Genomic DNA, 26,936 nt, shown 5'->3' on the forward strand with positions numbered 1-26,936 from the left:
TCCAGAAAAGGATGAAGCGCAAGGAGATGCAGAATGTGCCGTTAAAACTGAAAATAAGTAAAATCATCCGCTATCTGTTATTGGCAATTATTGCGCTCGGTACAGCATTTCCTTTCTATTGGATGGTTATTAGCGGATTTAAGACGAATGATGAGATCTGGCAGTTCCCGCCGACCTTCTGGCCGGAAACCTTCCTGTGGAGTAACTACGTGGATGCTTGGAATGCCGCGCCATTTGCTCGTTACATCCTGAACAGTACCGGGGTAGCCTTGGCTATATGTCTATTCCAGATCGTTAACTCCAGTATGATGGCGTATGCACTGACTCATATGAAATTCCGCCTCAAAGGTACGCTGACCTCCTTAATTCTGGTGGGTTATATGATCCCGAGTACGGCTGTGTATCTGCCTAGTTACATGGTGCTTAGCGAGCTTAACTTGCTGGATTCCTACACAGGCTTGATTGTATCCAACTGTGTTAGTGTGTTCTCGATTTTCCTGATCCGCCAAGCATTCATGCAGGTATCTCATGAATTGGTAGAAGCCGGACAGCTGGATGGTGCATCACATTTCCGAATCTTATGGACCATTATCGCGCCATTGGTTCGATCAAGCTTCGCCGTAATGGTACTGATTACGTTCATCGAGCAGTACAACAATTATTTCTGGCCGATGCTGATCACCAAAGACCCTGATCTGCAGCTCGTATCGGCTGGTCTGAGAAGCTTCTTCGTCGAAGGCGGGGCATATGGATTGGCGTGGCCGCAAATTATGGCTGCGAGTGCCTTCACCATCGCACCACTCCTTGTTCTCTTCTTATTCACCCAGAAAACGATCATGCAGAGTGTCAACATGACGGCCGGTGTGAATAAGAACTGATTTGAATCACCGAACATCCTGCATCATCTAGATACACGGTACCAATTGTACGAACCAACATTTCACCTAAACGGGAGGAACAACAATGAAATGGAGTCAAGCGAACATGACATGGAAAAACAAACTGAGGTCCAACTGGAAGGGTGGCATGTCCCTCGTACTAGCAGCGAGTTTTGCTCTACTGACAGCTTGTGGATCATCTGCACCAGCTGAGTCCGACACAACAGCTGCTGCAAGTGGAACAGAAACTCAGGCGAAGGCGCCGGTAGAGATTGAGTTCTGGTATGGTCTCGGTGGTAATCTGGGTGACAACATGAAGAAAACGATTGATGCGTTCAATGCTTCTCAGGACGAAGTCGTTGTCAAAGGCATTGTACAAGCAGATTACACGGAGACAGAACAGAAGCTGCAAGCAGCAATTGCTTCCAAGAAGGTTCCGGCGGCTGTGCTGAGTGCCAATATCGACTGGGCGCGCAAAGGTTATTATGCACCTATGGATGAAATGATCGCAGCAGATTCGAATTTCCAAAAGGATGACTTCATTCAAACGTTCCTGAACCAAGGCGAAGTCGACGGGAATCAATACTTCCTACCGATGTACGGAACAACTCAAATCATGTATTACCGCATGGATACGCTCAAAGAGAACGGAATCGATCCAGCAAGCCTGACTTCATGGGAGAAACTTGCTGAAGCAGCAGCGAAAATGAGCAAACAAGAGAATGGCAAGACCACCTTCTACGGATGGCAACCAATGTGGGGTAAAGACAACATGATTGATGCCGTAATGGGTAAAGGTGGACAGATTCTTAGTGATGATGGCAAGACCGTTATGGTTGATTCCCCAGAGTGGATCGAGACATGGGATCTGTTCCGTAAATGGATTCACGAAGACAAGATCATGGGCATTGAGTATGGTGGTCAAGGTTGGGAATATTGGTACAAAACGATTGATAATGTGATGAAAAACAAGGCAGCAGGCTACACTGGCTCCAGTGGTGACCAAGGTGACCTAGACTTCAGCATTGTCGCTGCGATGCAACAACCAGGATGGGAAGGTATTGGTGAGGGTAAACCAGTTGCCAATGCGATTCTGGCAGGTATCCCGGCAGCAGCAAGCCCTGAGCAACAACAAGCAGCTTATAAATGGCTGACGTATTTCTCCAAAACTGAGAATACAGCTGCATGGTCGATGAACACAGGTTATATCGCAGTTCGTCAATCTGCTCAAGAAGATCCAGAGTTTAAGAAATTCAGTGAGGAAAATCCACAAATTACAGTACCTCTTCAACAGGCAGCTCATGCATCTGCTCCATTCCGTGATCCAACAGGTGGCAAGATCAATGATGCATTGAAGGATGCAGCCGATAAAGTGCAGATCAACAACGTTCCTGCAGCAGAGGCGCTGAAGGAAGCGAAGGAGAAAGCTCAGAAGGAGCTTGATCGTATCGCGAAGTAAGATTCAATTTCTCTATACTAATAAACAGATTAACCAAGCCGGGAGGGCGGTACATGCACGATGTACCGTCCTTTCGCTTCATTACGATCGTAGATAAGGAGTTTAATCAGATGCAACAAGAGGGGACGTATGTAGGGGGATCACCCCATCCGATTCAAGCAGTCCTATTTGACAAAGACGGGACGTTACTTGATTTTACAGGTATGTGGGGGTTCTGGACCGATTGTGTACTGAATGACTTCAGAGAACGGTTGGCTACCAGAGACATGCATATTCATGCGTCAGATATTCCGCAGATCTGGGGCACGTTCCATGATGAACAAGGACGTATGAACGGGTATGATGTGCGCGGACCACTTGCCATGGGAACGATGGATGAGGTATATGCCGTGCTGACCTGGCATGGATACCGAGCAGGATTGAGCTGGGCTGAAGCCAAGATTATGGTGCGAGATTGCCTGGCGCATGCAGAAGAAGCGATGGAGATTCATCGTCCAGCACGTCCGCTACCAGGTGTCCGTGAATTCTTAGAGCAATGCCGTAACCAAGGTGTTGCAATGGGGGTTGTCACGGCAGATGATACCCATAGTGCGGTGAGACATCTGCAATGGATGGGGCTGGATGCATTCTTCGACGTCATAATCGGTACGGATCTCGTGGATCGCGGCAAACCTTTTCCTGATATGGTGTCGCTCGCCTGTGAGAAGTTAGGTATACCTGCTTCGCAGGTCTTGGTTATTGGTGATACGGACGGTGATATGGAGATGGCACGTGCGGCTGGTGCAGCTTACAAGATTGGAATCGGAGAACTGGGGCGACTTACACTCGCGGATCGAACGATTCAGTCATTTCATGAACTTCTGAATGGTGGGGTAGCAAATGACTAATGCTCAAACATATCTGGGTTGGGTACTGCTCGCCCTCGCCATTGGACTGGAGCTGAGTGCCACCATTTTGCTCAAAGTATCGGATGGTTTCTCTCGGTTATGGCCTTCCGTTATGATGTTTGTCTGTTATGGAGCAAGCTTTACGTTTCTCAATTTCGCGGTGAAATATATGCCTCTAGCGGTGGCTTATGCGATCTGGTCTGGCGTCGGTATTACACTTATTGGTATTGTGGGTCATTATTATTTTGGTGAACGTCTTCGGTTGACCTCTATGGTATGGATTGGCTTTATACTGATCGGCATTATTGGACTGAAATGGAGTGATTCCTGATGAAAAATGAACATTTGCCTGAGCTGCCACTGGCCAGCTTTCAGGTGATTACGGATACGCATGTACGAGATGATGCAGATCATATTCATAACCGGCATTTGGAGCAGGCTTTGGCCGATATAGCTACCTTCAGTCAAGGAAGCAGCGGTATAATGCATGTTGGCGATGTGACGGATCGGGGGCTACCGAGTGAGTATCGTGAACTAGAGCGCATACTGAAGCAACACGCTGGGAACTTGCCTGAGATCCGTTATACATTGGGGAATCATGATATTGGCGCTATTGTATTTCAAGACCCTCCACTGTTTCTGGTGGGCATGACGTCTACCGAAGTAGCAGGTTTGTTAGAGCAAGATGAACATGTGGAGCCCACGATAACGCAAACGAAGGCTGAATCGGCTGCATTGGTTGAGCAGTTATCCCGCGGGTTGTATACTGTACCTGCTCATGTTTCATCAGATGGGAAGCCTGCTCCTTCAGAGGCTGAGCCGATTACGATTGCCGAGTTGTGGCATCGTCGATTGAGTGATTTTAAAATAACTACAGGTATGAAACGTCCTTATCACGATCACTGGATTGATGGGTATCACTATATCTTCTTAGGTACGGAGCAGCCTCATCCGAAGGATTGCGAGTTGTCTGCCGAACAATTGGTATGGCTTGAACTTACGCTGTCTGAGCATGCGACGCCAGATCGTCCGATCTTTCTGTTCCTGCATCAGCCACTCATGAATACAGTGGCAGGATCCATGAAGGAACAAGGGTGGTATGGGGTGAATCAGGATGCTGAGCTTAAGGCTGTTTTAGCCCAGTATCCGCAGGCTATTCTTTTCACCGGACACACTCACTGGCAGCTTGAAGCACAGCGTACAATGTACGATGGAGAAGGGCACATGCCAACCATGTTCAATGCCTCTTCTGTTGGTTATCTCTGGACAGATCAGGATGAGCATTTGGAGGGCAGTGAAGGTCTCCATGTGGAGATCTACAAGGATCGGGTCGTTGTGAAGGGGCGGAACTTTGTGACGGGTGAATGGATTGAGGGTGCAGAGTTTACGGTACATTATCCGGTATTAGATTAATCATGAGATAATTATAAATGAACAGAAGCAGTCCACAAGCGGTGAGTTATATAAGAGGGTCATCCTTAGATAAGGATGGCTCTTTCGGTTTTAGGTAGATTATACCAATCAAATTTTGGTACAGTGTAGATTGGATTGGTTTAACATGGCTTCGCTGCAACTGAAAGTATACATACAGCATATCCATGAGGACATTAGTACTCATGGATCAGTCCAGAAAATATGGAAGGAAGGAGTGTCCCTGTTATTCATACATATCAGCTTAATCGTATCGGATGTTTCTTTTATGGATTAGATTAGATCATACAGAGGTGGAACTTACGAATGCCGCAAGACAGAAGTTACAGTTTGAAAGAGGTAGTTAAACAACTAGGAGTAATACTGCTACTGCCTGCAATCTTTTTTATCATTACATCCTTAATATTAGAGATGTTAGGCGTGAAAAATGTAGATACAACGTTTGTGTTCATATTGTTTCAAATCATAACGTATACGTGGTTCCTTGCTATTAATAAAAGGTTCAGAGAATACATACGTGATCCATTATGCTCCAAAGTAAAGATAAGAACGGCAGCCTTCTATATCATCGCTGGGTTTGTGTTGATGGCACTAACTTCAGTGCTAGTCTTAGGCACTGGAATAGAAACGAATGAAGGTCAGCGAGAGACCTTTAGTCTGAGTAGTCTCCATTCCGTCATGACGCTTCAAAATATTTTTGTTATTATAGCCATTTCTATAATTATTCCGTTCTTCGAGGAGCTGCTGTTTAGAGGATTGTTCTTCACGACACTCTCCAGTAAATATGGACCATGGTGGGCATTAATCATCTCTTCGGTGGTTTTTGGTATGTTGCACGGTGGTGTTTTTATAGCTACATCCATTTTTGGACTCGTGTTTGGCTACATTTTTTATAAAACAAAATCACTGATTCCAGGGATTTTACTCCATATGATCTGGAACTCATTAAGTGTGTTTCTCACATAAGACACGCCTACAGAAAGGTCAAGTTTATATAAGAAAGTTCCACGTGAAACGTAGTTGTAGGACGATATCTGGGTAAAGTTGTAAATGGGTATGCCAACGATTTATACTCAAATAGATACACATGCGAATCACTAAAAGTACGTGTTCAGAAGCTTACTTTTTGAAAAACCTTTTAAATGTTAGTTTAACTATCCATGGAGAGGAAGTAGAAGCGGCATGAGAGAACTTCAAGTTGAAACGAAGTATGGTACAGTTCAAGGCGAGCTTTTGCATGGTACACGTGTGTGGAAAGGTATCCCGTATGCCAAACCGCCAGTAGAGGAGTTGCGTTTTCAAGCGCCAGTACCACCGGAATCATGGGATGGAATAAGACAGGCTACACAATTTGGGCCTGAGAATATACAGCCTCGTCACGAATCAGATTGGACAGGTGGGCAACGGCCAGTGGAATCAGAAGACAGTCTATATCTGAACATCTGGGCACCGGAAAAAGAAAGCACTAATCCTCTACCTGTTATGGTATGGATTCATGGGGGCTCATTCGTATCGGGCTCAGGCAGTCAGCCGATGTACGATGGGACACAATTGGCGCATAGAGGCGATGTTATCGTTATCACCATCAACTACCGACTCGGGCCACTCGGTTTCCTGCATATGGCTCCACTCGGTGAATCCTATGTGACGAATGCGGGTCTGCTTGATCAAGCGGCTGCGCTACAATGGGTGAAGGATAACATCTCGGCGTTTGGCGGGGATGCGAACAATGTCACGGTATTCGGAGAGTCAGCAGGCAGCATGAGTATTGCAGCTCTAATGGCTATGCCTGCCGCTAAAGGATTGTTTAACCGTGCCATCATGCAGAGTGGAGCTTCACAGTTCATCACTGCAGAACAAGCATCTGCGATGCGTGAGGGGATGTTGAAGATTCTTGGCGTTGAGCCAGACAATCTGCAAAAACTGAGAACCATTCCGGCAGAGGAGATTATCGCAGCAGGTGAGATTCTTAAACAGCAGATCGGAGCTGGGATGGCTCTGTTATTCCAGCCTGTACTGGATGGCAATACCCTACCTCAGACTCCACTTGAAGCGGTGAACGCAGGTTCCGCGCAGGACATTCCTGTATTGATTGGAACAACACGGCATGAAGGTGCTCTGTTTATCCAGCCACATGTACCTTTCTCACCCGAGATTGATATGGTACAAGGTGTGGACTTTATGGCACCAGATCTGGAGAACCGTGTGGCCATTGCAGATCGTTATCCCAAAACGGCAGATGGCCAAGCTCAAGTCATGACGGATCTTTTCTTCTGGCGCTCATCACTACAATATGCGGCGGCACAGCAGAAGCACGCACCCGTATGGATGTATCGTTTCGATTGGGTGATGCCAGAGCATCCATTGTTAAAAAGAGCCATCCACAGTATTGAAATGTTCTTTGTGTTCAATACATTACCTGTGTTGAAATTCATGAATGCTGAGCCGGACGAGGCAGCGGCAGAGCTTGCACTTAAGGTACAGGATGCATGGATATCCTTTGCCAAGCATGGTAAGCCGGAGACTGCGGGTGTAGCTTGGCCTGCATATGAACAGGATCGTGCAACGTTAATTTTTAACCATGAAATTGAAGTCGTGCATGATCCTGAAGCGTCTAAGCGGGAGTTACTAGGTCTATAACGTATAATGTGTATAACGTGATATAACGAAGTTCGTTACTCTATTTTCCCAAGAGTATGAACACCGCGGTGCACATTTGGATTCTCATATTTAAAGGTCAGCTGGGTTGGAACAAGAATAAGGCGACTTCCATTTTACTGTAGATGGGAGTCGCCTTTTCTTATGCAGATTGATGGACGTTAGTATCTATAGAAGCCTACATCTATTTTCTAGAGGCGCGCGTGTGGGATACCTCGTCAAAGTAGAAGGAACGTTTGCCTCCAGAGAACAGCACCATCAACACATGAATGATAAGGATGACGTAAACGACCATGTACAGCATAATCATACCCACCGACAGCCAGATCAGATAAGGCTGTAGGAGCCCATCATGTGTATTTTGGAAGGCATAGTCGTTAACCAATCGAATGATCGTAAAGGACAGCCATGGCACATAAAGAGCAATGAATCTTTTGAATATAGAGCTGTACGTAGGTTCACCTGTCTGTTGATTAACATAGCGGAATTTCAGGATGGCCGAACCTGGAGTTACTCCGTTTCGAAGCCATGGAACACAGAACAGTACAATAAATATACCTACGGAAGTGTTCAACACGTCGTTGATCACATTCGAATCGGTGAAGATTGACATCACATTAGAGATAAACACGACGATAATCCCATCTATCATCAATGCGAGCAATTGTGCCACAGGATATACGCGGTTCTGCTCCACGATCTGTTCGCTTTTCGCTTGGATGCTTGCTCGTGAGGGGAACAGTGCGAGTAGAATGGGTGCTGCAAAATATCCAAGCACGGCTCCTGACGTGTTGGCTAATAGATCATCCACATCAAATAGTCGGTAGGGACAACTGTAATAACCGTAAAGTCCAGTGAGCTGCGTTAGCTCGAAGAATAAGGAAAGTCCGAAGCCGCTAAACAAAGCAACTTTCCAGTGAGATCTCTTTTGCAAGAAATATCGGATATACACACCCAGCGGCATGAGCAATAGAATGTTAAACAAAACCTGCAGGAAAGCTCTGCCCTGAATCATGCCAAGATAGGTGGAGGGCTGTGACCAGATGATGGGTGTCTCTCGCATGATATCCTTCACAAACGTGAACGGAACGAGGTTGTAATAGATCGTGTCAGCCGCTTGCTGCACACATGTGTTCCGTGTTGATGGCAATGGAAGAATGACGAGACAGTAGGCAGCCAAAATGTAGAAGATAAAAGAGAAGCTAACGAAAAAGCGAGACCAGCTAAAGAAGCCGTCTTTGCGATAACCGTAGATCAGCCATGGAACGAGCAGGAACATGGACATGACAACAAATATAGCCAATGCCGCCTGTACAGGAAATACATAAGAAGACATGAGTGAGAACTCCTTTATATCGAATTATAGTAAGATTGTGATATGTGCTCCCTCAGGGGGAAGATTTATCATTTATCGTTCAGCGTGTTGTATTGGATAGTTATATGTTAAAGCGATACCCTTAATGTAAGGGATGATTGAACCTTAAATTTGGTTTAAATCCGGTGAATTCACGTTAGACTTAGGTCGTATCTAGGTGGAAGAATGTGACGTAATCCCTTATACTTGCGAGGAAGCCAATATAAGAGGTTGTAAGAAGGAGAGTTTAATACATATGTCTAATTTGCCTAACTGCCCGAAATGTAATTCCGAGTACACCTACGAGGACGGAAACCTGCTCGTTTGTCCAGAATGTGCTCATGAATGGTCTTTGGACGCTGAGAATGAGAACGCAGAAGATAGCAAAGTTGTGCGGGACGCGAACGGAAATGTGCTTAATGATGGGGATACGGTAACGGTCATCAAAGATCTGAAAGTGAAAGGCAGTTCGCTCGTCGTGAAGCAGGGTACGAAGGTGAAGAATATTCGTCTAATCGACGGAGATCATGATATTGATTGCAAAATTGATAGCCTGGGTGCGATGAAGCTCAAGTCCGAATTTGTGAAAAAAATCTAGCTATATCTTAGTCTAAGTCGTAGTCCAGCCACCTATAAACTGAATTAAGTATTAAAGAACGTTCAATTTCGCATGATTGCGGACTGGATGTTCTTTTTTGTTATTAGACACTTCGATAAATAAATGAACCTTTCTAAGCACGGCTTTGTCTATAGATTTGAAGCAGGCAGAAGTACAGAAAGGAGGGTGGATTTTGAGCGATAAAGAATTGTTCGAGATGTACAACAAGGATGTGTACCGCACCTGTTATTACATGCTCCATCATGCGCAGGATGCGGAGGACGTGTGCCACGATGTATTCATCACCGTATTTCGGCAGGACTGGAGAAAGGTTGAATATATGAAGACGTGGTTGATGAGAATCACGGTAAACCATTGTCTTAACTTTTTGAAGAAGAAGCGCTCTGCTAAAGAGCGGGAGAAAAAGCAATTTATGCTCACAGCGCAGACCACGGCTCATTCCGCTGATCAGGCGATGGAACAACTAGAGGAATCGGAAGCGTGGAAACAATGGATTCATGAATTACCTGAGAAGATACGTTCAGCTATATTGCTGCGGTATGTGAATGAACTGAGTTTGTCAGAAGCTGCAGAGATTCTAGAGGTGCCGATCGGAACGGTGAAGTCCAGAGTGTATAAAGGGCTGCGATTATTACGAAAGAAATGGGAAAAGGCCAGAAAGCTTCATCAGAAAGGGGAAGTGTATGGTGAAAAGTACAGAAAATCAATTGTCTCATCATCTGAAAAATGATAAAGATATGCCTTATCCTGACTTTGATGCAATGTGGAATCAGATTAGCCAGGATCAAGAACGTTGTCCCGCTTTACATGTGTCAGGAACCAGAGAATACGCAGGACGACGTATACAATTCAAGAAGACGGTACTGATTGGAACGGCCGCAGTTGTGTTGTTGGCAACACCGGTATATGCAGCAGTTCATTATAACTGGGATGATCTTCTGGATGGCAGAAGTGGGATTCAGCATGCTTTACAGATGGAGCTTGGACAGCAGCTTAACCAGTCGATGACGTTAGACGGAGTAACGTTGACGCTGGATACTGCTTTTACAGATGATAACCGTACGGTCATCTTGTATACACTTGATCCGGGGAAGTATACGGGCGACAACATCGAGTTCTCCTCTATCGGTCTTCAGGGCGAGGATGGCAAGCTGATTGAGGGCAGGTATCACCATGTATATGATACGGATGAAAGCAAGTTTAAGGGATACTTTGAGACCGAGTGGACACCGAAAGGCAAGCTTGCAGATGTTCACTTTACCGTGGGCGGCATTCAGATGTTAGTTCCTGCAGAGGCTCCACTTACGATTGATCCGTTGCAAAAGGATGTGCAGACCTTCAACATCGATAAGGATGGTCTGGGTACGTTAGAAGTAAGTGCGTTCAACGACAAGCAAAATCAGGTGATGTTGTCTACGTCTCTGACTTTTGAGCAACCTGAGGTTCGTGAATATGCGTTTCCACAGGTGATTATCTATGATCACGATGGAAATGTAATCAAGGAAAGCACCGGTGGTGTCTTTGGTACACCGGGCGATCATGGCGAATACACAGCAGAGCAGAACTACAACCTAGAGACGCTGAAGCAATCGGCTGCATCCTATGTGCTGGCCTATAATAGACAGGAAAGTCAGGTGAGTCAACCGTTTAACATCGGCATTCAGTTGGATAAGACGGAGATGCTCAGTGGAACGAGTACAAGAACTCTGGACTTACCTATGGAAGGTCTGCCAGAAGGGGCGCAGATCAAAGAGGCCATTATTACCCCTACACAGATCAGAGTGATTATTAGTCACCAGGAGAAATATATGCCATTGTCCTATGTGAATTACACACTGGATGTGGAGGGAGCAACGTTGTACGGTGGGTTGATGAACAGTGGCCTGGAGTATGAAACGGAGCTTCGTTTTGAGATAACGCCGGGTATGGAAGTGAATCAGGACACCCCGATCACCTTGATTGCTAGTCACAAAATCAACCGATTCCACGGTGAATTTGAGCCGGTTACGCTGACACAGATCAGTGAAAAGCCACAACAATTGGATACCGTGCTCGGGGGTTACGTTGTTCATTGGACATATTATCGCAAAGATGGGGATTTGTATGTGGAGCGATATAGCGACGATCCTCGCTTTGGCGGGGTGAATCAGACATATATGATCGAGAACGGTAAACGAAACTATGGCAAAATGTCTAAGGCTCAATTCTCCGGTGATGGCGATAACAAAGGTATTGATCAATACAAGCAATACACATCCGATACGGCAACTGTGTACCCTTGGGCGTACAGCACTGAGGAGCCTGAAAGTGAAGTATCGGTTCAATTGCAAGAGAGAACGAAATAAGATTGACAGGAAATATATGGGTGAACTATACTGGTTAGAATTTATTGATCTAAACGATAAACGCGATGATCAGGAGTATTAAGGATTACGGTTGGTTCAGAGAACTGTCGCTATGGTGTGAGGCAGTCCAGCCCGTCCCCCAACTCGCCTGTGAGTGGCAGGATTGAATGGTGTATATGCGGTTTATGCCTAGGCCCGAGCTGAAGTACATGCCGAATATACAGAGCTTCAGTACAAAGCCAAGCCAACTGTAGATCCTGACGGTTCATCTCCGTGATCAGATCCTAAGATTCTATGACTTATTCATATGTATATGATGAATTCTGTCATGGATGAAGAAGAGTGGTACCGCGAAGTTCTAACCTGTCGCCTCTTAGCTGAGGCGGCAGGTTTTTTACTTTTTTTTCAATCTACATACTCAGAAAAGGACAGGTGGATAAAGGATGAAGAGAGAGCGCATTATTGATTACTATTCGGGTTTCGATGAGTGGGGAAGGCTGGAACGAGAACCGCTTGAATTCATCATTAATATGCACTACATCAAGGAGCATCTTCCGGCTGATGGCTGTATTCTGGATAATGGCGCTGGGCCAGGGAAGTATGCTATGGAGCTGGCTAAATTGGGGTATCACGTTACCTTGTCTGATCTGACACCTGTCTCGGTCGATATTGCACAGCAGAAGGCGCTGGAGCTTGACTTGATAGAGCAATTTGATGGATTCCATGTGCTTGATGCAACTTCGCTCTCAGGTATCGCGGATGAAACGTATGACGCATCCCTGATGCTGGGGCCGTTATATCATCTACAGACCGAAGAAGAACGCGTGGCTGCTGTACAAGAATTGCATCGGGTGACCAAACGGGGAGGTATGGTCTACATCGCTATGCAGAGCCGAATGCGTATGAGTATCAATTCGTTGCGGTCACCGCAGCAATGGAAGCCGAACGATAGTATGGGAGCCATCCGTTCTTTTGTAGAAAAGGGGACTTTCGATCATCAGGATGAGGGACGATTTACGGGAGCATATTACTTCAACATTCAGGACGTCACCCCGTTTATGGAACAGCATGGCTTCGCGACAGAAGCGTTAATTGGTTCATCCAGCCTAGGCGCTATGCTCACAGATGAGCAGCAACAATATTGGCGAGATCGCGGCGAATATGACGAACTGATCCGTTATATGATTGAAGCGGCGAAAGACCCGTCGATACTGGGTGTCTCGTCGCATCTGTTGTACATCGGAAGGAAAAAGTAGTACCCAATTAACGTTGGAGATACGTATAAGCAACCTATAAATATAGAAAAAATAAGAAAAGTGCCCTCTGAAGACAGAGGGTACTTGTTTTTTTTCTCAAAATAGTTCAATATTAAGACATATTACAAAAGGTGATCTACTTACAATAGGTTAGATAGATGACGGATCGCTTCATACCAGGGAGGAACAGGACAATGGAAATCGGAATTAGTACATTTGTGGAGACGAACCCGGATGTAAAAACAGGAGAATTGATCAGTCATGCACAGCGGATTCGCGACGTAGTTGAGGAAATTGTGTTGGCAGATGAAGTGGGGTTGGATGTGTATGGCGTAGGTGAACATCATCGTGCCGATTATGCCGCTTCATCACCTGCCGTTATTTTGGCAGCAGCAGCTTCACAGACGAAGAACATTCGGCTGACTAGTGCAGTAACGGTATTATCCTCGGATGATCCAGTACGTGTATTTCAGGATTTTGCAACACTGGATGGTATTTCGAACGGACGTGCAGAGATTATGGCAGGGCGGGGCTCATTTATTGAATCCTTCCCATTGTTCGGCTATGATCTGAACGATTACGACGAGTTGTTTGACGAGAAACTGGATCTATTGCTGAAATTGCGTGATTCGGAAAAAGTAACCTGGGAAGGCAAACACCGCCCTTCCTTCAACAACCTGGGCATCTATCCACGCCCGGTACAGGAGAAACTACCGGTATGGATCGGCAGTGGTGGTAACCAAGAGTCGGTTGTGCGTGCAGGGTTGCTCGGCTTGCCGCTGGTGCTTGCTATTATCGGTGGTCGTCCTGTGCAATTTGCACCATTGGTAGAACTGTACAAAAAGGCAGCTGCTCATGCAGGACATGATGCATCCAAACTGACCGTTGCTTCTCACTCTCATGGCTTTATCGCAGATACGATGGATGAAGCGGTAGAGAAATTCTTCCCACCAGCACAAGCGGTGATGAACATGCTGGGACGCGAACGTGGCTGGGGACACTACAGCCGAGCAACATTTGATGCGGCACGCAGTCTAGAAGGCGCATTGTACGTAGGTGACGTGGATACCGTAGCTCAGAAAATCATCTACCTGCGCAAAGAAGTGGGCATCACTCGCTTCATGTTGCACACCCCACTCGGCACAATGCCGCATAATGAGGTTATGCGTGCAATTGAGCTGTTAGGTAAAGAGGTTGCTCCAATTGTACGCAAGGAAATTGCACGTTGGGAAGCAGAGAACGGCGAGAATAATTAATAGAATAAATTTAGTTGTGGGATACTTGACTTGGGAGATGTAATTCCCATATAATATCCGATAACTTCAATAACTAGAAAAAGCTGTGAAGAGAAAGAGTACCATGGTGATATCTTTCAACAGAGAGCCCCGGTTGCTGAAAAGGGGTAAAGAATAACCTTGGGAATATGGTCTCTGAGCTGCGCACCGAAACCTCATGTGGTGGTAGGCTGCGCCGGAACCCGCCACCGTTATATGGCTAGGGTATACGCGCAGAGTCTGCGTTGTACCTGAAGAGGTCAATGTCGTGAGGCATTTATAAATTTGGGTGGTAACACGTGAGCACAACTCTCGTCCCTTTGGGGATGAGGGTTTTTTTGTGTCCAAAAAAAAGGAGGTTGTTTGAAATGAAGCATGTTTTTATTGGTGGTGCTTGGCCCTATTCCAATGGTTCATTGCATTTAGGACGTCTTGCAAGTCTGCTTCCAGGTGATGTCCTTGCCCGGTATTATCGTGCGAAGGGGTCAGAAGTGCTGTATGTATCGGGAAGTGATTGTCATGGTACACCCATTGCCGTCAGGGCAGGTCAGGAAGGAGTTACACCAAGTGATATTGCTGACAGATATCATCAGGAATTTGTTGGCTGTTTCCGCAAGCTTGGATTTTCGTATGATCTGTACTCAAGAACGGATCAGGAGACGCATCACCATATCGTGCAGGAGATTTTTTCGAAATTATTACAGCAGGAATACTTGTATACTCAAACGGTTCAACAAACGTATTGTGAGATAGATCAGCGCTTTTTACCTGATCGTTATGTTGAGGGAGATTGCCCCGTTTGTGGTCATCGTGCACGAGGAGATCAATGTGATTTTTGTTCCTCCTTACTTGATCCCGTTGATTTGACCAATCGGACCTGTAAACTATGCGGACACCCTCCTGTAGAGCGTCCAACAGAGCATTACTATTTTGCACTTTCGAAGTTTCAAGATTTCTTAAGTGAGTATGTGGATCTTGCTGAGGGTTGGCGGGAGAATGCTACACAGCTAACTCGACGTTATTTGGAAGAAGGGCTACACGATCGGGCAGCTACACGTGATCTTAATTGGGGCGTGAACGTACCAGTAGAGGGATTTGAAGAGAAAAAGATATATGTATGGATCGAAGCAGTATGTGGATATTTGTCCGCAAGTAAACAATGGGCAGCAGAGACCGGAGGACAGTGGGAGCCATTTTGGCTAGGGGAGGATCGAGAAATTCTTTCTTATTATGTACATGGTAAGGATAATATCCCTTTTCATACGTTGATATGGCCAGCAATATTGCAGGGAACTGGCGAGTCTCTACATTTACCAGATCGAATTATATCTTGTGAGTATATGACGCTGGAAGGCAAGAAGTTCTCGACAAGTAACAACTGGGCGGTATGGGTTCCTGATATTCTTGAACGCTATCAACCGGATTCCATTCGTTACTTTCTTATAGCCAATGGCCCGGAGAAAAGGGATGGGAACTTCTCGTGGCGTGAGTTTATTCATAGTCATAATGGGGAGTTATTAGGTGCATTCGGTAATTTCGTTAATAGGACATTAGCTTTTGTTGAGAAGTTTTACGATGGTCTCGTTCCTGAAGGGACAATAGATTTGGATTGGGAGCGTGTAACCGCACAGCTTTATTTGAAAAGTGGTCAACTCATAGAAGAAGGCCATCTGAAGGAAGCGGTTGAGCATATTTTCACCTATATTCGTCTGGCCAACAAATATGTTGATGATACCAAACCGTGGATCCAAATAAAGGAGGATAAGGCTTCTTGCAGCAATACATTGTTTACTTGTATTCAAATCATAGCTAATTTATCAAATGTGTTAGAGCCGTTTGTACCTTTTGCGTGTGAGAAAATTAGACGTTTCCTTACGTTGGAGCAACCTAGTTGGCAGCCTATTAAGGCTCCAGCTAATCAGAAGATCCGCGAACTGGAGTTATTATTTGAAAGAATTGATCCCACTCGAATTGAAGAGGAGGAGCAACGACTCGCTAATCAATAAGTGTATGGTTGGGCGCTGTTCACGAGAATACTTTGAGAGGTTTCTCAAGAACAGCGCTCTTATGAAGAAAGGAAGAGCTAACACTCTTACTAAGCCACATTTATATCTAGGGCACCGATCTTCGCAAGTTATCCTTGCACAGAAGGGTTGATCAGTGTGTTCATAATCATCGTTACAGTATGGTCATAGAGCCTCTTGGCTGCTTCTTCACTCTCGATGTGCCCACCTAAATATAGATGAATTACACCATGCAGAGGAGCCCAGATTAGGCGAACGGCAAGTAGAGGATCCTTCTCCTGAATGAGACCTTGCTTAATCGCAACTTCAACGAGTCCGGAGATCTGTTTCAAGGCTGTTGCTGTTCCTTGCAAGCTCTCCGCATCTGGCTTGAATTCGGCAAACGAACCACCAAACATCAGTTGATAAAAGCTGGATTGCTGTATGCCGAAGTCCCAGTAAGCCTGAGTTAGATCTCGGAAATAAATATCAAATGCTGCTTGCGGTAGCACGTTCTCGAACGTCTGAGATAGAAGAGAGCACCCTTCCATATACAAATGCTTCGCTAACCCTTCCTTCTTACCGAAGAGGTTGTAAATAATTTTAGTCGAGCATTCCATCCGTTCTGCCACACGACGCACAGTGACTGCCTCTGGCCCATGCTCTTGAAGAAGGGCGGCAGCGGCATGAACAATATTTTGCCGTAAGTTCTCAGAATGCTGAAGTCGGGCTTCTTGGAATGTGGTTACATTATGTGTTGATTCCTTCGAATTGGATAACTGATCCTTCATTTCTTTCATCCTCATAACCTTATTGTTGTTGAATTGAAACCATATTTCTTATGGTCATTCTACTGTTTAACGCAAGATAACGTCAATTGGATTGGGGATGAGTTGACAAGGTCAATCACTCAAAGATACAATGGTTTCATTAGGAAACACTGTTTCCAATGGAAAACGTAGTTTATACTATTTGCGAAGGATGGTTGAATTCATGGAAAAGGAACAACTGCAATGGGCTCTTATTACGGGTGCCTCATCAGGGATTGGAGAGGTTTTTGCGATTGAAATGGCATCAAAAGGGATGAATGTTGTCCTTGTAGCTAGATCTGTATCTAAGTTAGATAACCTCGCAGCACGAATTAAACGTACATATCAGGTCAAGGCAGAAGTTATTGTAGCCGATCTATCACAAGCAGAAGCACCAAAGCAAATATATGAGGAGTGTCAGCGTCGTGGTCTTCAGATCAACATGTTAATTAATAACGCTGGCTTTGCTACACATGGACTCTTTGAGGAGTTAGATAATATGAGGCAACAAGAGGAAATCATGTTAAACGTGTTGGCGGTATCCAACTTGACCCATCTCTTCTTGCCAGCTATGTTGCAGAATCGGAGAGGGACAGTTATTAATGTTGCTTCCACGGCTGCATTCCAGCCCGATCCCTATATGGCCGTGTATGGAGCAACAAAAGCTTTTGTTCTATCTTTTACCGAGGCATTATACGAAGAAAATCGGAAGCGTGGCGTTCAGTTTTTGGCATTGTGTCCTGGCTCGACGGATACGTCCTTCTTTGACATCGTGGGTGCAGAAGAAGCCTCCGTTGGGAAACGGGATACACCCCAGCATGTGGTGCAGGTTGCAATGAAGGCACTAAAATCGGGCAAACCCTATGCAGTACCAGGGATTAGAAATTACTGGGTTGCTCAGTTCGTTCGGCTCATACCGCGCAGACAGATACTACAGATCGCAGGTAACATGCTTCGTCCTCGTAACAAAAGCAGTAAAGTCCAGGCTCAGGCGTAGTTGATCACATCGAGACGAAACATGTAAATACGGTAAACAGGCGCTGGCCGCGAAAGTACTTCTCACGAACAGCGCCTTTTTCATACAAGCTTGTTAACTACCAATTCATGCACAAGTACAAGCCAACAAACCCATTAATTCGTATGCAATGCTGCAAATAGGATGCTAAGCGCAGATGCGCTTAATGCGGTCAACTGCGGTTTGAGACCCAGTCCTTTGAAATCGAATACGGTGGGTAGCAGCCAGTACAGCATAAGAAGTGTCCAGCAAACACTCGCGATACCTGCGATGAGCAGTTGTTTGCCTGAAATATCCCGTACCGCTGACCCCAACAGACCTGGGAACATCGTGTCACCCATTAATCTCACATTCCAGTACGCAATGAGGAAGAAAATAAGTACCACCAGCATAGTACCCATAATCATCATTGTATCTTTACTCAGCCATAGCTTGATCGCTGTCTGATTTGCACGTTTCATGCCACCGAAGCCGATCAGAAAAAATATAAATCCCACAACTAGCCCAGTGCCAGACGCGGCAGCGCATAGAATTTGAAGGATGATTCCGGCGATACCGACAATCCATACGATCATTCCATCACCTGTTTCCAAGAATGAGGCAAGCTTGAGAAACTGTACAATTGTTTACTACGTCAGTTCGCTACTTGTTAGTATCATTCTATATTGTTATGACTCATTGTACGCCCCATCTTCGTTAGACTCAATATGAATCCACGGTATGTTAGTACATCACAGACCACATAGGTACAGGTAACTACTCGTCAGCTTGTTCGTAGTTTTCTCGGTGCTCCTTCTTCATTTGCACATAATCGGAATCAGACTTGGCAATCTCCCATTGTGCTTTGAAAATAGCTGCGGCCTCTGCTTTTACCTCGTCGTTCTGATACGGCAGAATGGAGCCATCCTCCTTCGAATACTTGCGTCCACCTTTATGGTTGGTGTATCTTCTGGCTCGGGTGTACCCCATCTGGAGGAATTTGCGCGCCATGTCCATTCCCACAAAATCTCCTTGTTCTTTATATTCCAAAAACAGATCATAGATCTTCTGCGAGGATTCGGTTGCAATCTCTGGTGTTTTGAATCGCCAATGCGGAAGGATTTCGCTTTTGTATGGTTCAACCATGAGCACCCCTTGCTCTCCGCGTCCTACAGTATACAGTTCAGGCTGCTTGCGCAGGTCAAGCTCTTTGTAATTCAGGTCGTAATCGAACTTTTTCATCTGCTTGTCATCCTCCTTCATAGTTTTGATTAGGGCTTGCTCTCACATTGGGGAAGACTACTCTGTTTAGTTATTCATTGATAACGTTATACCCGCGAAGATAATATATGAAAAAAGAATAATTGACATATAATATGTCGTTTGTATAATGAGAATAAGTGAGTGACATAAAATACGTCAATAGGGGAGTAATATGAGTCGAGTGAATATGGCATCAATGACGGTTCTGCAATACTTGGCGATTGTCCATCAGTTATCTTACACCGAGTTGTGTAAAACAATCGGAATGACGCCTCAACAATTCAATGATTGGGTCAAGAAACGACGTCCAGTCCCACAAGATCGACTACAGCAAGTAGCACAATTTTTTCAAATAGACTCTTCAGTACTCGTATATGAGACCAACTATTTACGTGATCTCACTCCAGAGAACAAAGTACAGGTGCAGATGATTTATATCAAGCAGCAGCTTGAGCAGGAGGGTGATGCAACTGAACAAGAGGTACTTAGACAAAAGCTCATTCAGCTACAGGAGGAGAAACGAAAACAGACCTTAATCACTCAGTTTGCAGTAGCTGTTAACCAAGCGGATGAACAGCTACTTCAGGAGTACGAGCAATTGGTAAATAGATTAAGCACCTCAGCTAATAGAGATGCACGTTTAGTACGAGAGGAGGACAAGGAATGAGCACGGCTTTCACACTGCAACTACAGGGAACAACTTGGGTATGCAAAAACCAGGATGTTATCTACGATGGTGTCTATCTGTTTACAAATCAACGAGGACTAAGCAAAACAGCCTTGATGCCACCGCCCTCGATTCCTGCAACTTGGATCTCTGTCTATGGCAGTCTTACTATCTCTCAGGTAGGCAAAGAGAATCCGAATGGAGGAATAAATGAAGCGGGTCTTGTTGTTGAACAAACAACACTTTGGTCAAGTGAATATCCAACAGTTGATGAGCGTTCTGCAATAAGTGAGTTGCAGTGGATGCAGTATCTTCTGGATACTAGCAGTACGGTCGAGGAGGCGTTGAAATGTGTTGAAAATATTCGCATAGCCCGAGCCACGTCTCGACTGCATTATTTAATCGTGGATCGTAGCGGAGATTACGCCATCGTTGAATTTATTAGTGGTCAGATGTTTGTGCACCGCAGACCGTTACCGTTTGCTGCGATTACTAATACAGCTTACTGTGAGGCAATTCATGATTTGAAGGCAGGACAGAGTGAGTGGGCATCTAAGACGGACTATGAGCTTAATTCGATGGAGCGTCTCCAAACGGTCACCGATGCTCTTGCTAGTACGAGTCCTAGGCTGAATTCTGGAAACATAATGAATCTTTTTGATCTGCTAGGTTCCTCTAGTCGTCCAGACACTGTTTATTCTTTGGTATATGATCTCGAACATTCCGAGATTCGTATAACAACTAAAAATCACGCGAATTGTATTGGGAAGATACGGCTGAAGGATTTTAACTTCGATAAGTCTTCGCCTGCTCAAGTATTAGATGTGCAAACGGGATGGGGAGCACATAGAGCATTGGTTTTCCAAGATTATTCGGCTGAGCTGAATATGGCAGCAGTGCGTTCCTTTTTCCGAGATCCTGTATTAACATCTGTGTTCCAATGGGAGATTTCCGAGGAAATGATCCATCATATAGCTCATTATCCCGATTCTTGTGTCTGAACAGAGGTTAATGGTGGACAAGAGCAATCATCGTTCAGGAGGGATAAGACTATGGGAATGTCCGGCAGATATGTTGTGGTTACCGACGAGTTAGTTGAATCCATCAAGTCGGGAGAAGTCAGCGTGCACGATTGTCCCGTTGATCTCGATATTGATAAAGTGTGGCAGATGCTGCAGTTCACGTTGACAGGGAAAATGGCAGAAGGTGAGCCACCTCTCGGCTACGTGGTGCCGCTCGCAGGTGAGCAATATCTGGGGAACTACTCGGATATGGATCTGTTTCTACTTACGAACGAACAGGTATTGGAGGCCTACATGGCGATGGAACAACTGGATCGCGATGAATTGAAGGCACGTTTTAGCTTACAGGACATGATGGATAAAGACGTCTATCCTGTGATGGAAGGCTGGGATGAAGAGGCGACATTCCAAGAAATTCTTCAGACCTTGGATGAGGTTCAGGCATTGTACCAAGCGACGGCTGGGAGCGGAAATGGGATAGTCTTTTATATTTTCTAGGTGCGAAGCTGTAACCTGTTTGACCCACCTATAATCGGGTTATTGATAGAAATAGGGCTTACGCCTTAATCTATAAATCCGGTAGAAGAGAGGGAATAGGATATGACACAAGAACAGAACCAGAACGCTGAGAATGAAGAAAACAAAGCCATTCAAGACGATGAACCGGATCAATTTGAAACGCCTGTAACTGCGGAAGACGAAGAGTCGAACAGCGGCAGCGAGGAGAACTCTGGAGCATAAGTGAAGAGCTTGTCTGATATATAGTATTGTGACGAAGACCGGAACTATTTCCGGTCTTTTTTGGCATTTTTTTGTTAATCTGGTTTACAACAATTACCTATAGCCTTCATAATAGGAGTGAACCGTATTATTCGAAGGAGGAGATCATATTAAGAATCGAAGGTTAGCTAAATGGATCGCCGTGCCACTTGTTTTAATGATGGTTGCGCTTACGGGGTGTCAGGCTGTAGGCGGGGTTGATATTAGCAAAGCAATGGCTCAGAGCACAACGGTGAAGTCTGTTGAATCCAAACAATCACTGAAAATTAACATTGAACCAGCAACAGAGCTGGCAACTGCCAAAGACCTTGAAATGATTGAGCTTATTAACTCTATTTCTCTAGATATTAGTGATGCAAAAGTGAAAGACACAAGCACAGCATCCATTGAAGGTGCAGTTGGTTTTCAAGGGAAGAAGTTGCCTTTCCATCTCTCCATGAATGAGAAGGAAATGGTGATTGATATGGAAGGAGCCCAGAAGCCTCTTTACATATCTCTGGAGTCACTTGAGGGACAGGACGACCTGCTCATGATCGACACGGAGGCACTTGAGAAGCAGTTCGAAGAGCTTTCTCCTAAATTGCTTTCTTTTGTAATGAAGCATCTCTCTAATCCGAAAAACATCTCGGTAACACCAGTGCAGGAGTCCGTAAACGGTGAAACGCTAAGTCTCTCGAAATTGCACATGGAGATTACCGGTGAAGAATTGCTCGCAATGGTGAAGCCGTTCTTGGAAAGTGTAGCGAAGGATGAGCAAGGACTGAAAGACCTGATTGGTGATCTGTATGATGTAGTTGTACCGATTATCGCAGCTGTTAATCTGACAGAGCCTACCGACGGCGTTGACTTGAATGCAATGATTCCTGAGTCCAAGGAAGTTGCTGTTGCATCCATGTACGCGATGGTGAAGACAGGTCTGGATGAAATTCTGGTGAGTTATGATCAGGAGCTGGATAAGCTGTTGACCGAGACACCTGAGCTGAAAACGGTGTTTGGTACAGAAACTAAGCTTGTACTCGACTATTTCCTGGACAGCAAACTCGACATCCGTAAACAGACTTTTGAGATGAAGGTAGCATTGCCAGCATCCCAGGATCTTCCGCTCCAATCTGTGACCGTATCAGGTGACAGTGAGCAGTGGAATATTGGCGGCGAAGTGACTGTGGATGCAGTAGACACATCTGCAGGCGTACTCGATATTATGACAACAGAGATCACTCCAGGTACAATGCTACGTAATTTCGATTCAAATTCTGTGATGTATCAGTTGTTAAAAGATGAAGTAGGCATCACAAACAAACATGTGATGTTGGCACCAGATGATGAGTACTTTGGTGTGGTAACTGAGAAAAATACAACATTTGTCCCGCTTCGTTACCTGTCTGAGCAATTGGACGCTGAGGTGAAATGGACAAAAGGCTCGGATAAAATCGTTGTCATTGACGATATCACAGGCAACGAAATTGTGCTGACAGTAGGCTCTAACCAAGCCACCGTCGCAGGTGAGGAAGTTACACTAACTCACCCAGCTTATGTGAACAAAAGCGGCACAACCTATGTTCCACTTCGCTTTGTAGCTGAAGCTCTCGGAGCGACAGTAGACAAGGAGAAAGAAACAGGCTGGATTTACATCGTACGTCCATAAGTGTTAAGAAGCAAAAGACCTTCTCCAGTAATAATTAGGGAAGGTCTTTTTTTAAAATATTCATAAAATGAACGATACACTTACATCTGCTGTAACATTTGAAGCCTTTTGCTAAATCCAGTGCTCCCAGCCGTATAACCCATCTGTGCATAAAACTCATGAGCAACCTGGCGCTCTGGTCGATTGCCGCTGTTCAGAGAAACTGTTGTGATCCCATGGGCAGATGCCCAATGTTCCGCAGCTTGAATGAGAATTCGGCCAATGCCGGTGCCTCTATGTTGCTTATGAACGACCAGAGCTGCAATGCGACAATGACTACCATTTTGCTCATACATATAGAATGTCTGCAATCCAATCATACCGACTGCTCGCCCGTGTAACTCCGCCACCAGTGTCGTATAACTAGGATCTGAAGCAAGATAGGTATAGCGCTCTAGCATATCTGCATACGTTGTTGGATACCCAAGCTGATCCATGAGAGTGACCAAATCTGGAAGATCATCCGGAGAGCTGTGCCTTATCGTAACATCTGTATTCATCCACTCTTCGCCTCTTTTCGTCGTTGTTGCAGGGAGAGTTCAATAATGGAATCCAGCAGTTTGGTAAAAGAGATACCCGCAGCATCTGCACTCTTGGGCAGTAGACTGTTGCGAGTGAGTCCGGGAAGCGTGTTGACCTCAAGCACATAAGGCATGCCATCCCGGATGATCATGTCCACACGTGCATAGACGCTGCATTTTAACACGCGATAACAGGTTAATGCGGTAGCCTCCACATTTTTATGGATGTCGGCAGGTAATTGAACAATCCGTTCCTCGGCGCCGCCGTCATCATACTTGGAGGCATAATCGAAGAACACACCACTTGATCGAATCGAAATGACAGGCAGCATCTTGCCATCCAATATGGCACATGTAATCTCTTCACCCTCAATATATTGTTCAATCATAACGGTATTGTCCCAAGCCAGTGCTGCCTCAGTAGCTTCACGCAGTGCACCAGGCTCATGTACAATCTGCGTGCCGATGCTGGAGCCGCCTGAGTTAGGCTTCACGACCACCGGATAGGAGAGTTGTGCTACTTTTGTGGAAGACAACTCCTCCAGATCACTGACTTGCAGCCATTCTACCGTGGGCACACCAGCTTGCTGCATAATTCGCTTGGAGATATCCTTATCCATGCAGACACTACTTGCGAGTACACCACAGCCTGTATAAGGAATACCCAGTGAATCAAGTGTACCCTGAATGGTACCATCCTCGCCGTATTTGCCATGCAGAGCGAGTAGCGCAATATCCAACCCTATGGACTTCTCAATGAGTTCTCGTTTGTTATTGATAACGACGGGGATAACCTCATACTTCTGTGGATCCAGATGCTTGATCATCTCTTGTCCGGTAAGCAGAGAAATGTCCCGCTCCGAAGATGTTCCACCCATGATGACGCCAACCTTCATGCGTAATCCTCTCCATTCCATAGAATTTTAGCAACTACATTCAACCAGGTATCACTGCATCGTTCTTGCCGTCTCACCTATGATCCCAATACCTTTGCGTATATTGTCATCGCTCACTCTGGAGAAACCCAGACGCATCGTGTTCAGCCCCTGTCCGGGTTCGAGATAGAAGGTATCTCCTGGAGTGAAGGTGACCCCCTTTAATTTGCAGGCAGTAAGCAGATCCCTTGTGCGGAATGCTGCTGGGAATTGTACAAATAAGTGCAGTCCTCCTTCGCCGGATATGCGGCACATGGGGAGATGCTGGCGCAAGCAACGAACAACCAGCTCATATTTGCGCTTATATTCGGTTCGAGCACGCTTCAGATATTTATCGAAATTACCATTGCTCAGATATTGATAGAGCAAGGATTGGTCCAGTGTTGAGGTATGAATGCTCCGAGCCCGTTTCATACTTTCCAGATAATCAATCAATGCAGCATCCGCAATGACCCAGCCTACACGCAGACCCGGAAAAAGAACTTTGGAGAAGCTCCCCAGGTACACCAGCCCATTCCCTTTACCCATGCTGGCGATGAGGGGAGAGACGTGAGAGCCGGAGTAACGCAGTTCTTCATTGAACCCATCTTCGATAATGGGTACGTGATATTGATTCATTAAACGAATAATCTCAGCCCGTTTGGCGGGTGATGTCACAATGCCTGTTGGATTATGGTAGGAAGGCACCAGATAAGCGAGATCATACGAATGCTTCATCAGTTCCTGTTCGAGTTGCCCTAGATGAAGGCCATCTGGCTCCATTTCCACGCCGGTAAGGTGGAAATTATGAAGCTTTAGGTTTTTGATTGCCGTGTGGTGGGTGGGATTCTCACATAACGCTCTACCGCTTTTTTTGCGAAGAGCTCCAAGCACAAGATCGAATCCTTCCGTGAATCCATTCGTAATAAGAATGTCCTTACCACTCAGATCCACGCCTTTGTTCTCCATATATTGACGGAGATACTTCATCAGAGGGCGGTACCCTTGGGCATATCCGTAATTCAGGAGCACTTCTCCTTCAAGCGACATTCGATCAAGGAAAGCCCTCTTCACGTTGTGAAGATCAAACAGCTTCTCATCTGGCGCAATGCTGGTGAACGAGATTTCTCCACGTTCGGCGCCAGAGCCATGCTTCATCAGATCGTATTGCTCCGCCTGAATCGCATAGTCGCTAACGTGACTGTTCCAATCGAGCGTCCAACCCGAAGTCGATTCTGGTGTATCCACCGCAGCACTGACATAGTTTCCTTTGCCTTTGACGGCATAGATCAGTCCTTCCTCTTCAAGCTCGGCATATGCGAGCAGAACGGTGCTTCGGCTTACTCGCATAAGCGTACTTAGTTCTCGGGTTGAAGGAAGCTTCTGGTCTGCCTGTAGGCCGCCTTTGAGTATGAGTCGCTTCATATAATCTTTAACTTGTATATATACAGGGCGGTCGTCCGTCAATTGTAGATCGGAATACATCCCATCACTCCCTCTATGTGCTATCTTGCCATATTATAAATACGCCGGAAAGAACCACGATACCTTTGTTTCGCAGCATAGGTGGTTAAGTAGCTATTAGAGGTTGTTCAAAAAGTTCGCTTTTGATTACGAAGGATGCCTAGCAGCATCTCAGCATCGAATATGGAATTCAGCCGAAATAAGTGGGATGCTTACGAAGGTTGTTTCCTTCGGAAACAATGTAGTTGCTCACGTAGCTTTCCCTACGCTCCGCTACTCCATTTCGATCTTCATCCCATCTTCTCGGTACTGAAAACCGACCTTTTTGAACACGCACTATTGTTCAAAAGACAAATAAAAAAGCCCTGGCTTCTGCCGGGCTGTCTGGTAAAACTAGATCCTGTTTTTTTCTATAGTTCTGCTGCTATAACGTTCTAAGATTGCATGGCATGACTAATCTCTCTAGGATCAAAAGCTACTTGTCCTTCTACGTGTGTCTATTTAGTTCGTACGACTATCATTGCAGGCTTTCTACATGAATCCATTGCTATAACATTCGTCAATCTAGTTCTTGCTACGTTTGCTTGCTGCAAGGGTCGAATAGATGATAAATCTAAAAGCTGTTGGCTAATTGTGACACCGACTGTACTCTTA

Annotated in this window: 26 protein-coding genes and 1 other annotated feature; of the genes, 19 read left to right on the top strand and 7 right to left on the bottom strand. The window is 45.5% G+C overall.

All coding sequences use genetic code 11. The annotated features are described in order from the left end of the window. The first annotated feature begins 35 nt into the window (after window positions 1-35). From MH215_RS14330 to MH215_RS14360, 7 genes are all read left to right on the top strand, one after another. Entirely contained in the window at window positions 36-878 is an 843-nt protein-coding gene (locus tag MH215_RS14330) for a carbohydrate ABC transporter permease (RefSeq protein ID WP_481857439.1), read from the top strand. Between the two features lie 85 nt (window positions 879-963). Further along, window positions 964-2,337 (top strand): ABC transporter substrate-binding protein, encoded by a 1,374-nt coding sequence (locus MH215_RS14335; RefSeq protein ID WP_239291032.1) that lies wholly within the window; start codon window positions 964-966, stop codon window positions 2,335-2,337. A 53-nt stretch (window positions 2,338-2,390) separates the two neighbouring features. Next, window positions 2,391-3,224 carry an HAD family hydrolase gene (locus tag MH215_RS14340; RefSeq protein ID WP_239291034.1) on the top strand — a complete coding sequence of 278 codons (834 nt, stop codon included), beginning with the start codon at window positions 2,391-2,393 and terminating at the stop codon, window positions 3,222-3,224. After that, entirely contained in the window at window positions 3,217-3,555 is a 339-nt protein-coding gene (locus tag MH215_RS14345; protein WP_128104115.1) for a DMT family transporter, read from the top strand. The genes MH215_RS14340 and MH215_RS14345 overlap by 8 nt, the downstream gene beginning before the upstream one ends. Then, window positions 3,555-4,637, top strand: coding sequence for a metallophosphoesterase family protein (locus MH215_RS14350; protein ID WP_239291035.1), 1,083 nt, complete (start codon window positions 3,555-3,557; stop codon window positions 4,635-4,637). The genes MH215_RS14345 and MH215_RS14350 overlap by 1 nt, the downstream gene beginning before the upstream one ends. 324 nt (window positions 4,638-4,961) lie before the next feature. After that, complete coding sequence (locus tag MH215_RS14355; RefSeq protein WP_239291036.1) at window positions 4,962-5,621, top strand: CPBP family intramembrane glutamic endopeptidase; 660 nt, start codon at window positions 4,962-4,964, stop codon at window positions 5,619-5,621. Window positions 5,622-5,837: 216 nt separating this feature from the next. Beyond that, a complete protein-coding gene (locus tag MH215_RS14360; protein ID WP_239291037.1) occupies window positions 5,838-7,295 on the top strand; it encodes a carboxylesterase/lipase family protein in 1,458 nt (485 codons plus the stop codon). Between the two features lie 202 nt (window positions 7,296-7,497). Here MH215_RS14360 and MH215_RS14365 read toward each other — a convergent pair whose 3' ends face one another. Beyond that, window positions 7,498-8,649: a VanZ family protein gene (locus MH215_RS14365; RefSeq protein WP_239291038.1), complete on the bottom strand. Its 1,152-nt coding sequence runs from the start codon at window positions 8,647-8,649 to the stop codon at window positions 7,498-7,500. A 274-nt stretch (window positions 8,650-8,923) separates the two neighbouring features. Between MH215_RS14365 and MH215_RS14370 the strand changes: the two genes are divergently transcribed. The 6 genes from MH215_RS14370 to metG all read left to right on the top strand — a co-directional run bounded on the left by MH215_RS14370 (window position 8,924) and on the right by metG (window position 16,167). Then, on the top strand, window positions 8,924-9,265 hold the full coding sequence (locus tag MH215_RS14370) for a zinc ribbon domain-containing protein YjdM (RefSeq protein WP_239291039.1): 342 nt from the start codon (window positions 8,924-8,926) through the stop codon (window positions 9,263-9,265). Window positions 9,266-9,458: 193 nt separating this feature from the next. After that, window positions 9,459-10,016 (top strand): RNA polymerase sigma factor, encoded by a 558-nt coding sequence (locus MH215_RS14375; RefSeq protein WP_145044896.1) that lies wholly within the window; start codon window positions 9,459-9,461, stop codon window positions 10,014-10,016. After that, the gene (locus MH215_RS14380; RefSeq protein ID WP_239291040.1) at window positions 9,970-11,631 is read left to right on the top strand and encodes a DUF4179 domain-containing protein; all 1,662 of its coding nucleotides are present in this window, start codon (window positions 9,970-9,972) and stop codon (window positions 11,629-11,631) included. Before MH215_RS14375 ends, MH215_RS14380 begins: the two co-directional genes overlap by 47 nt. 443 nt (window positions 11,632-12,074) lie before the next feature. After that, the gene (locus MH215_RS14385; protein ID WP_239291041.1) at window positions 12,075-12,887 is read left to right on the top strand and encodes a class I SAM-dependent methyltransferase; all 813 of its coding nucleotides are present in this window, start codon (window positions 12,075-12,077) and stop codon (window positions 12,885-12,887) included. 194 nt (window positions 12,888-13,081) lie between these two features. Next, window positions 13,082-14,143: an LLM class flavin-dependent oxidoreductase gene (locus tag MH215_RS14390; RefSeq protein WP_239291043.1), complete on the top strand. Its 1,062-nt coding sequence runs from the start codon at window positions 13,082-13,084 to the stop codon at window positions 14,141-14,143. Between the two features lie 76 nt (window positions 14,144-14,219). After that, window positions 14,220-14,484, top strand: a binding site (T-box leader). Window positions 14,485-14,529: 45 nt separating this feature from the next. Next, window positions 14,530-16,167 (top strand): methionine--tRNA ligase, encoded by a 1,638-nt coding sequence (gene metG, locus MH215_RS14395; RefSeq protein ID WP_239291045.1) that lies wholly within the window; start codon window positions 14,530-14,532, stop codon window positions 16,165-16,167. Between the two features lie 128 nt (window positions 16,168-16,295). Here the strand turns inward: metG and MH215_RS14400 are convergent, their stop codons facing one another. Continuing rightward, on the bottom strand, window positions 16,296-16,955 hold the full coding sequence (locus tag MH215_RS14400) for a TetR/AcrR family transcriptional regulator (protein ID WP_239291047.1): 660 nt from the start codon (window positions 16,953-16,955) through the stop codon (window positions 16,296-16,298). Window positions 16,956-17,157: 202 nt separating this feature from the next. On the opposite strand from MH215_RS14400, the gene MH215_RS14405 reads away from it, so the two are divergent. Further along, the gene (locus tag MH215_RS14405; RefSeq protein ID WP_239291049.1) at window positions 17,158-17,970 is read left to right on the top strand and encodes an SDR family NAD(P)-dependent oxidoreductase; all 813 of its coding nucleotides are present in this window, start codon (window positions 17,158-17,160) and stop codon (window positions 17,968-17,970) included. A gap of 134 nt (window positions 17,971-18,104) precedes the next feature. On the opposite strand, the gene MH215_RS14410 is transcribed toward MH215_RS14405, so the two are convergent. Both MH215_RS14410 and MH215_RS14415 read right to left on the bottom strand, forming a co-directional pair. Then, on the bottom strand, window positions 18,105-18,563 hold the full coding sequence (locus MH215_RS14410) for a hypothetical protein (protein ID WP_239291051.1): 459 nt from the start codon (window positions 18,561-18,563) through the stop codon (window positions 18,105-18,107). Window positions 18,564-18,744: 181 nt separating this feature from the next. Beyond that, window positions 18,745-19,209, bottom strand: coding sequence for a DUF4385 domain-containing protein (locus MH215_RS14415; protein WP_239291053.1), 465 nt, complete (start codon window positions 19,207-19,209; stop codon window positions 18,745-18,747). Between the two features lie 193 nt (window positions 19,210-19,402). On the opposite strand from MH215_RS14415, the gene MH215_RS14420 reads away from it, so the two are divergent. From MH215_RS14420 to MH215_RS29240, 5 genes are all read left to right on the top strand, one after another. After that, window positions 19,403-19,897 carry a hypothetical protein gene (locus MH215_RS14420; protein WP_239291055.1) on the top strand — a complete coding sequence of 165 codons (495 nt, stop codon included), beginning with the start codon at window positions 19,403-19,405 and terminating at the stop codon, window positions 19,895-19,897. Further along, window positions 19,894-20,898, top strand: coding sequence for a carcinine hydrolase/isopenicillin-N N-acyltransferase family protein (locus MH215_RS14425; RefSeq protein WP_239291057.1), 1,005 nt, complete (start codon window positions 19,894-19,896; stop codon window positions 20,896-20,898). Before MH215_RS14420 ends, MH215_RS14425 begins: the two co-directional genes overlap by 4 nt. A 51-nt stretch (window positions 20,899-20,949) precedes the next feature. Then, complete coding sequence (locus tag MH215_RS14430; RefSeq protein WP_239291059.1) at window positions 20,950-21,417, top strand: YfbM family protein; 468 nt, start codon at window positions 20,950-20,952, stop codon at window positions 21,415-21,417. Window positions 21,418-21,519: 102 nt separating this feature from the next. After that, window positions 21,520-21,660 (top strand): hypothetical protein, encoded by a 141-nt coding sequence (locus tag MH215_RS14435; RefSeq protein ID WP_239291061.1) that lies wholly within the window; start codon window positions 21,520-21,522, stop codon window positions 21,658-21,660. Window positions 21,661-21,841: 181 nt separating this feature from the next. Then, window positions 21,842-23,344, top strand: a complete 1,503-nt coding sequence (locus MH215_RS29240; protein ID WP_239291063.1) for a copper amine oxidase N-terminal domain-containing protein — start codon at window positions 21,842-21,844, stop codon at window positions 23,342-23,344. Between the two features lie 80 nt (window positions 23,345-23,424). On the opposite strand, the gene MH215_RS14445 is transcribed toward MH215_RS29240, so the two are convergent. Genes MH215_RS14445 through pdxR form a run of 3 tightly spaced genes read right to left on the bottom strand, consistent with a single transcriptional unit; the run spans window position 23,425 to window position 26,303 of the window. After that, window positions 23,425-23,883 (bottom strand): GNAT family N-acetyltransferase, encoded by a 459-nt coding sequence (locus MH215_RS14445; protein WP_239291065.1) that lies wholly within the window; start codon window positions 23,881-23,883, stop codon window positions 23,425-23,427. Then, entirely contained in the window at window positions 23,880-24,800 is a 921-nt protein-coding gene (locus MH215_RS14450) for a D-alanine--D-alanine ligase (RefSeq protein WP_239291067.1), read from the bottom strand. The genes MH215_RS14445 and MH215_RS14450 overlap by 4 nt, the downstream gene beginning before the upstream one ends. 51 nt (window positions 24,801-24,851) lie before the next feature. Further along, window positions 24,852-26,303 (bottom strand): MocR-like pyridoxine biosynthesis transcription factor PdxR, encoded by a 1,452-nt coding sequence (pdxR, locus tag MH215_RS14455; protein WP_239291069.1) that lies wholly within the window; start codon window positions 26,301-26,303, stop codon window positions 24,852-24,854. Window positions 26,304-26,936: the final 633 nt, after the last annotated feature.

Origin of the sequence: Paenibacillus sp. ACRSA (assembly GCF_022346845.1) — a bacterium.
Lineage (GTDB): Bacteria > Bacillota > Bacilli > Paenibacillales > Paenibacillaceae > Paenibacillus.

Coding starts and splice junctions, on each gene's coding strand:
- MH215_RS14335 (WP_239291032.1), top strand. CDS start 964: ATGAAATGGAGTCAAGCGAACATGACATGGAAAAACAAACTGAGGTCC.
- MH215_RS14340 (WP_239291034.1), top strand. CDS start 2,391: ATGCACGATGTACCGTCCTTTCGCTTCATTACGATCGTAGATAAGGAG.
- MH215_RS14345 (WP_128104115.1), top strand. CDS start 3,217: ATGACTAATGCTCAAACATATCTGGGTTGGGTACTGCTCGCCCTCGCC.
- MH215_RS14350 (WP_239291035.1), top strand. CDS start 3,555: ATGAAAAATGAACATTTGCCTGAGCTGCCACTGGCCAGCTTTCAGGTG.
- MH215_RS14355 (WP_239291036.1), top strand. CDS start 4,962: ATGCCGCAAGACAGAAGTTACAGTTTGAAAGAGGTAGTTAAACAACTA.
- MH215_RS14360 (WP_239291037.1), top strand. CDS start 5,838: ATGAGAGAACTTCAAGTTGAAACGAAGTATGGTACAGTTCAAGGCGAG.
- MH215_RS14365 (WP_239291038.1), bottom strand. CDS start 8,649: ATGTCTTCTTATGTATTTCCTGTACAGGCGGCATTGGCTATATTTGTT.
- MH215_RS14370 (WP_239291039.1), top strand. CDS start 8,924: ATGTCTAATTTGCCTAACTGCCCGAAATGTAATTCCGAGTACACCTAC.
- MH215_RS14380 (WP_239291040.1), top strand. CDS start 9,970: ATGGTGAAAAGTACAGAAAATCAATTGTCTCATCATCTGAAAAATGAT.
- MH215_RS14385 (WP_239291041.1), top strand. CDS start 12,075: ATGAAGAGAGAGCGCATTATTGATTACTATTCGGGTTTCGATGAGTGG.
- MH215_RS14390 (WP_239291043.1), top strand. CDS start 13,082: ATGGAAATCGGAATTAGTACATTTGTGGAGACGAACCCGGATGTAAAA.
- metG (WP_239291045.1), top strand. CDS start 14,530: ATGAAGCATGTTTTTATTGGTGGTGCTTGGCCCTATTCCAATGGTTCA.
- MH215_RS14400 (WP_239291047.1), bottom strand. CDS start 16,955: ATGAAGGATCAGTTATCCAATTCGAAGGAATCAACACATAATGTAACC.
- MH215_RS14405 (WP_239291049.1), top strand. CDS start 17,158: ATGGAAAAGGAACAACTGCAATGGGCTCTTATTACGGGTGCCTCATCA.
- MH215_RS14410 (WP_239291051.1), bottom strand. CDS start 18,563: ATGATCGTATGGATTGTCGGTATCGCCGGAATCATCCTTCAAATTCTA.
- MH215_RS14415 (WP_239291053.1), bottom strand. CDS start 19,209: ATGAAAAAGTTCGATTACGACCTGAATTACAAAGAGCTTGACCTGCGC.
- MH215_RS14420 (WP_239291055.1), top strand. CDS start 19,403: ATGAGTCGAGTGAATATGGCATCAATGACGGTTCTGCAATACTTGGCG.
- MH215_RS14425 (WP_239291057.1), top strand. CDS start 19,894: ATGAGCACGGCTTTCACACTGCAACTACAGGGAACAACTTGGGTATGC.
- MH215_RS14430 (WP_239291059.1), top strand. CDS start 20,950: ATGGGAATGTCCGGCAGATATGTTGTGGTTACCGACGAGTTAGTTGAA.
- MH215_RS14435 (WP_239291061.1), top strand. CDS start 21,520: ATGACACAAGAACAGAACCAGAACGCTGAGAATGAAGAAAACAAAGCC.
- MH215_RS14445 (WP_239291065.1), bottom strand. CDS start 23,883: ATGAATACAGATGTTACGATAAGGCACAGCTCTCCGGATGATCTTCCA.
- MH215_RS14450 (WP_239291067.1), bottom strand. CDS start 24,800: ATGAAGGTTGGCGTCATCATGGGTGGAACATCTTCGGAGCGGGACATT.
- pdxR (WP_239291069.1), bottom strand. CDS start 26,303: ATGTATTCCGATCTACAATTGACGGACGACCGCCCTGTATATATACAA.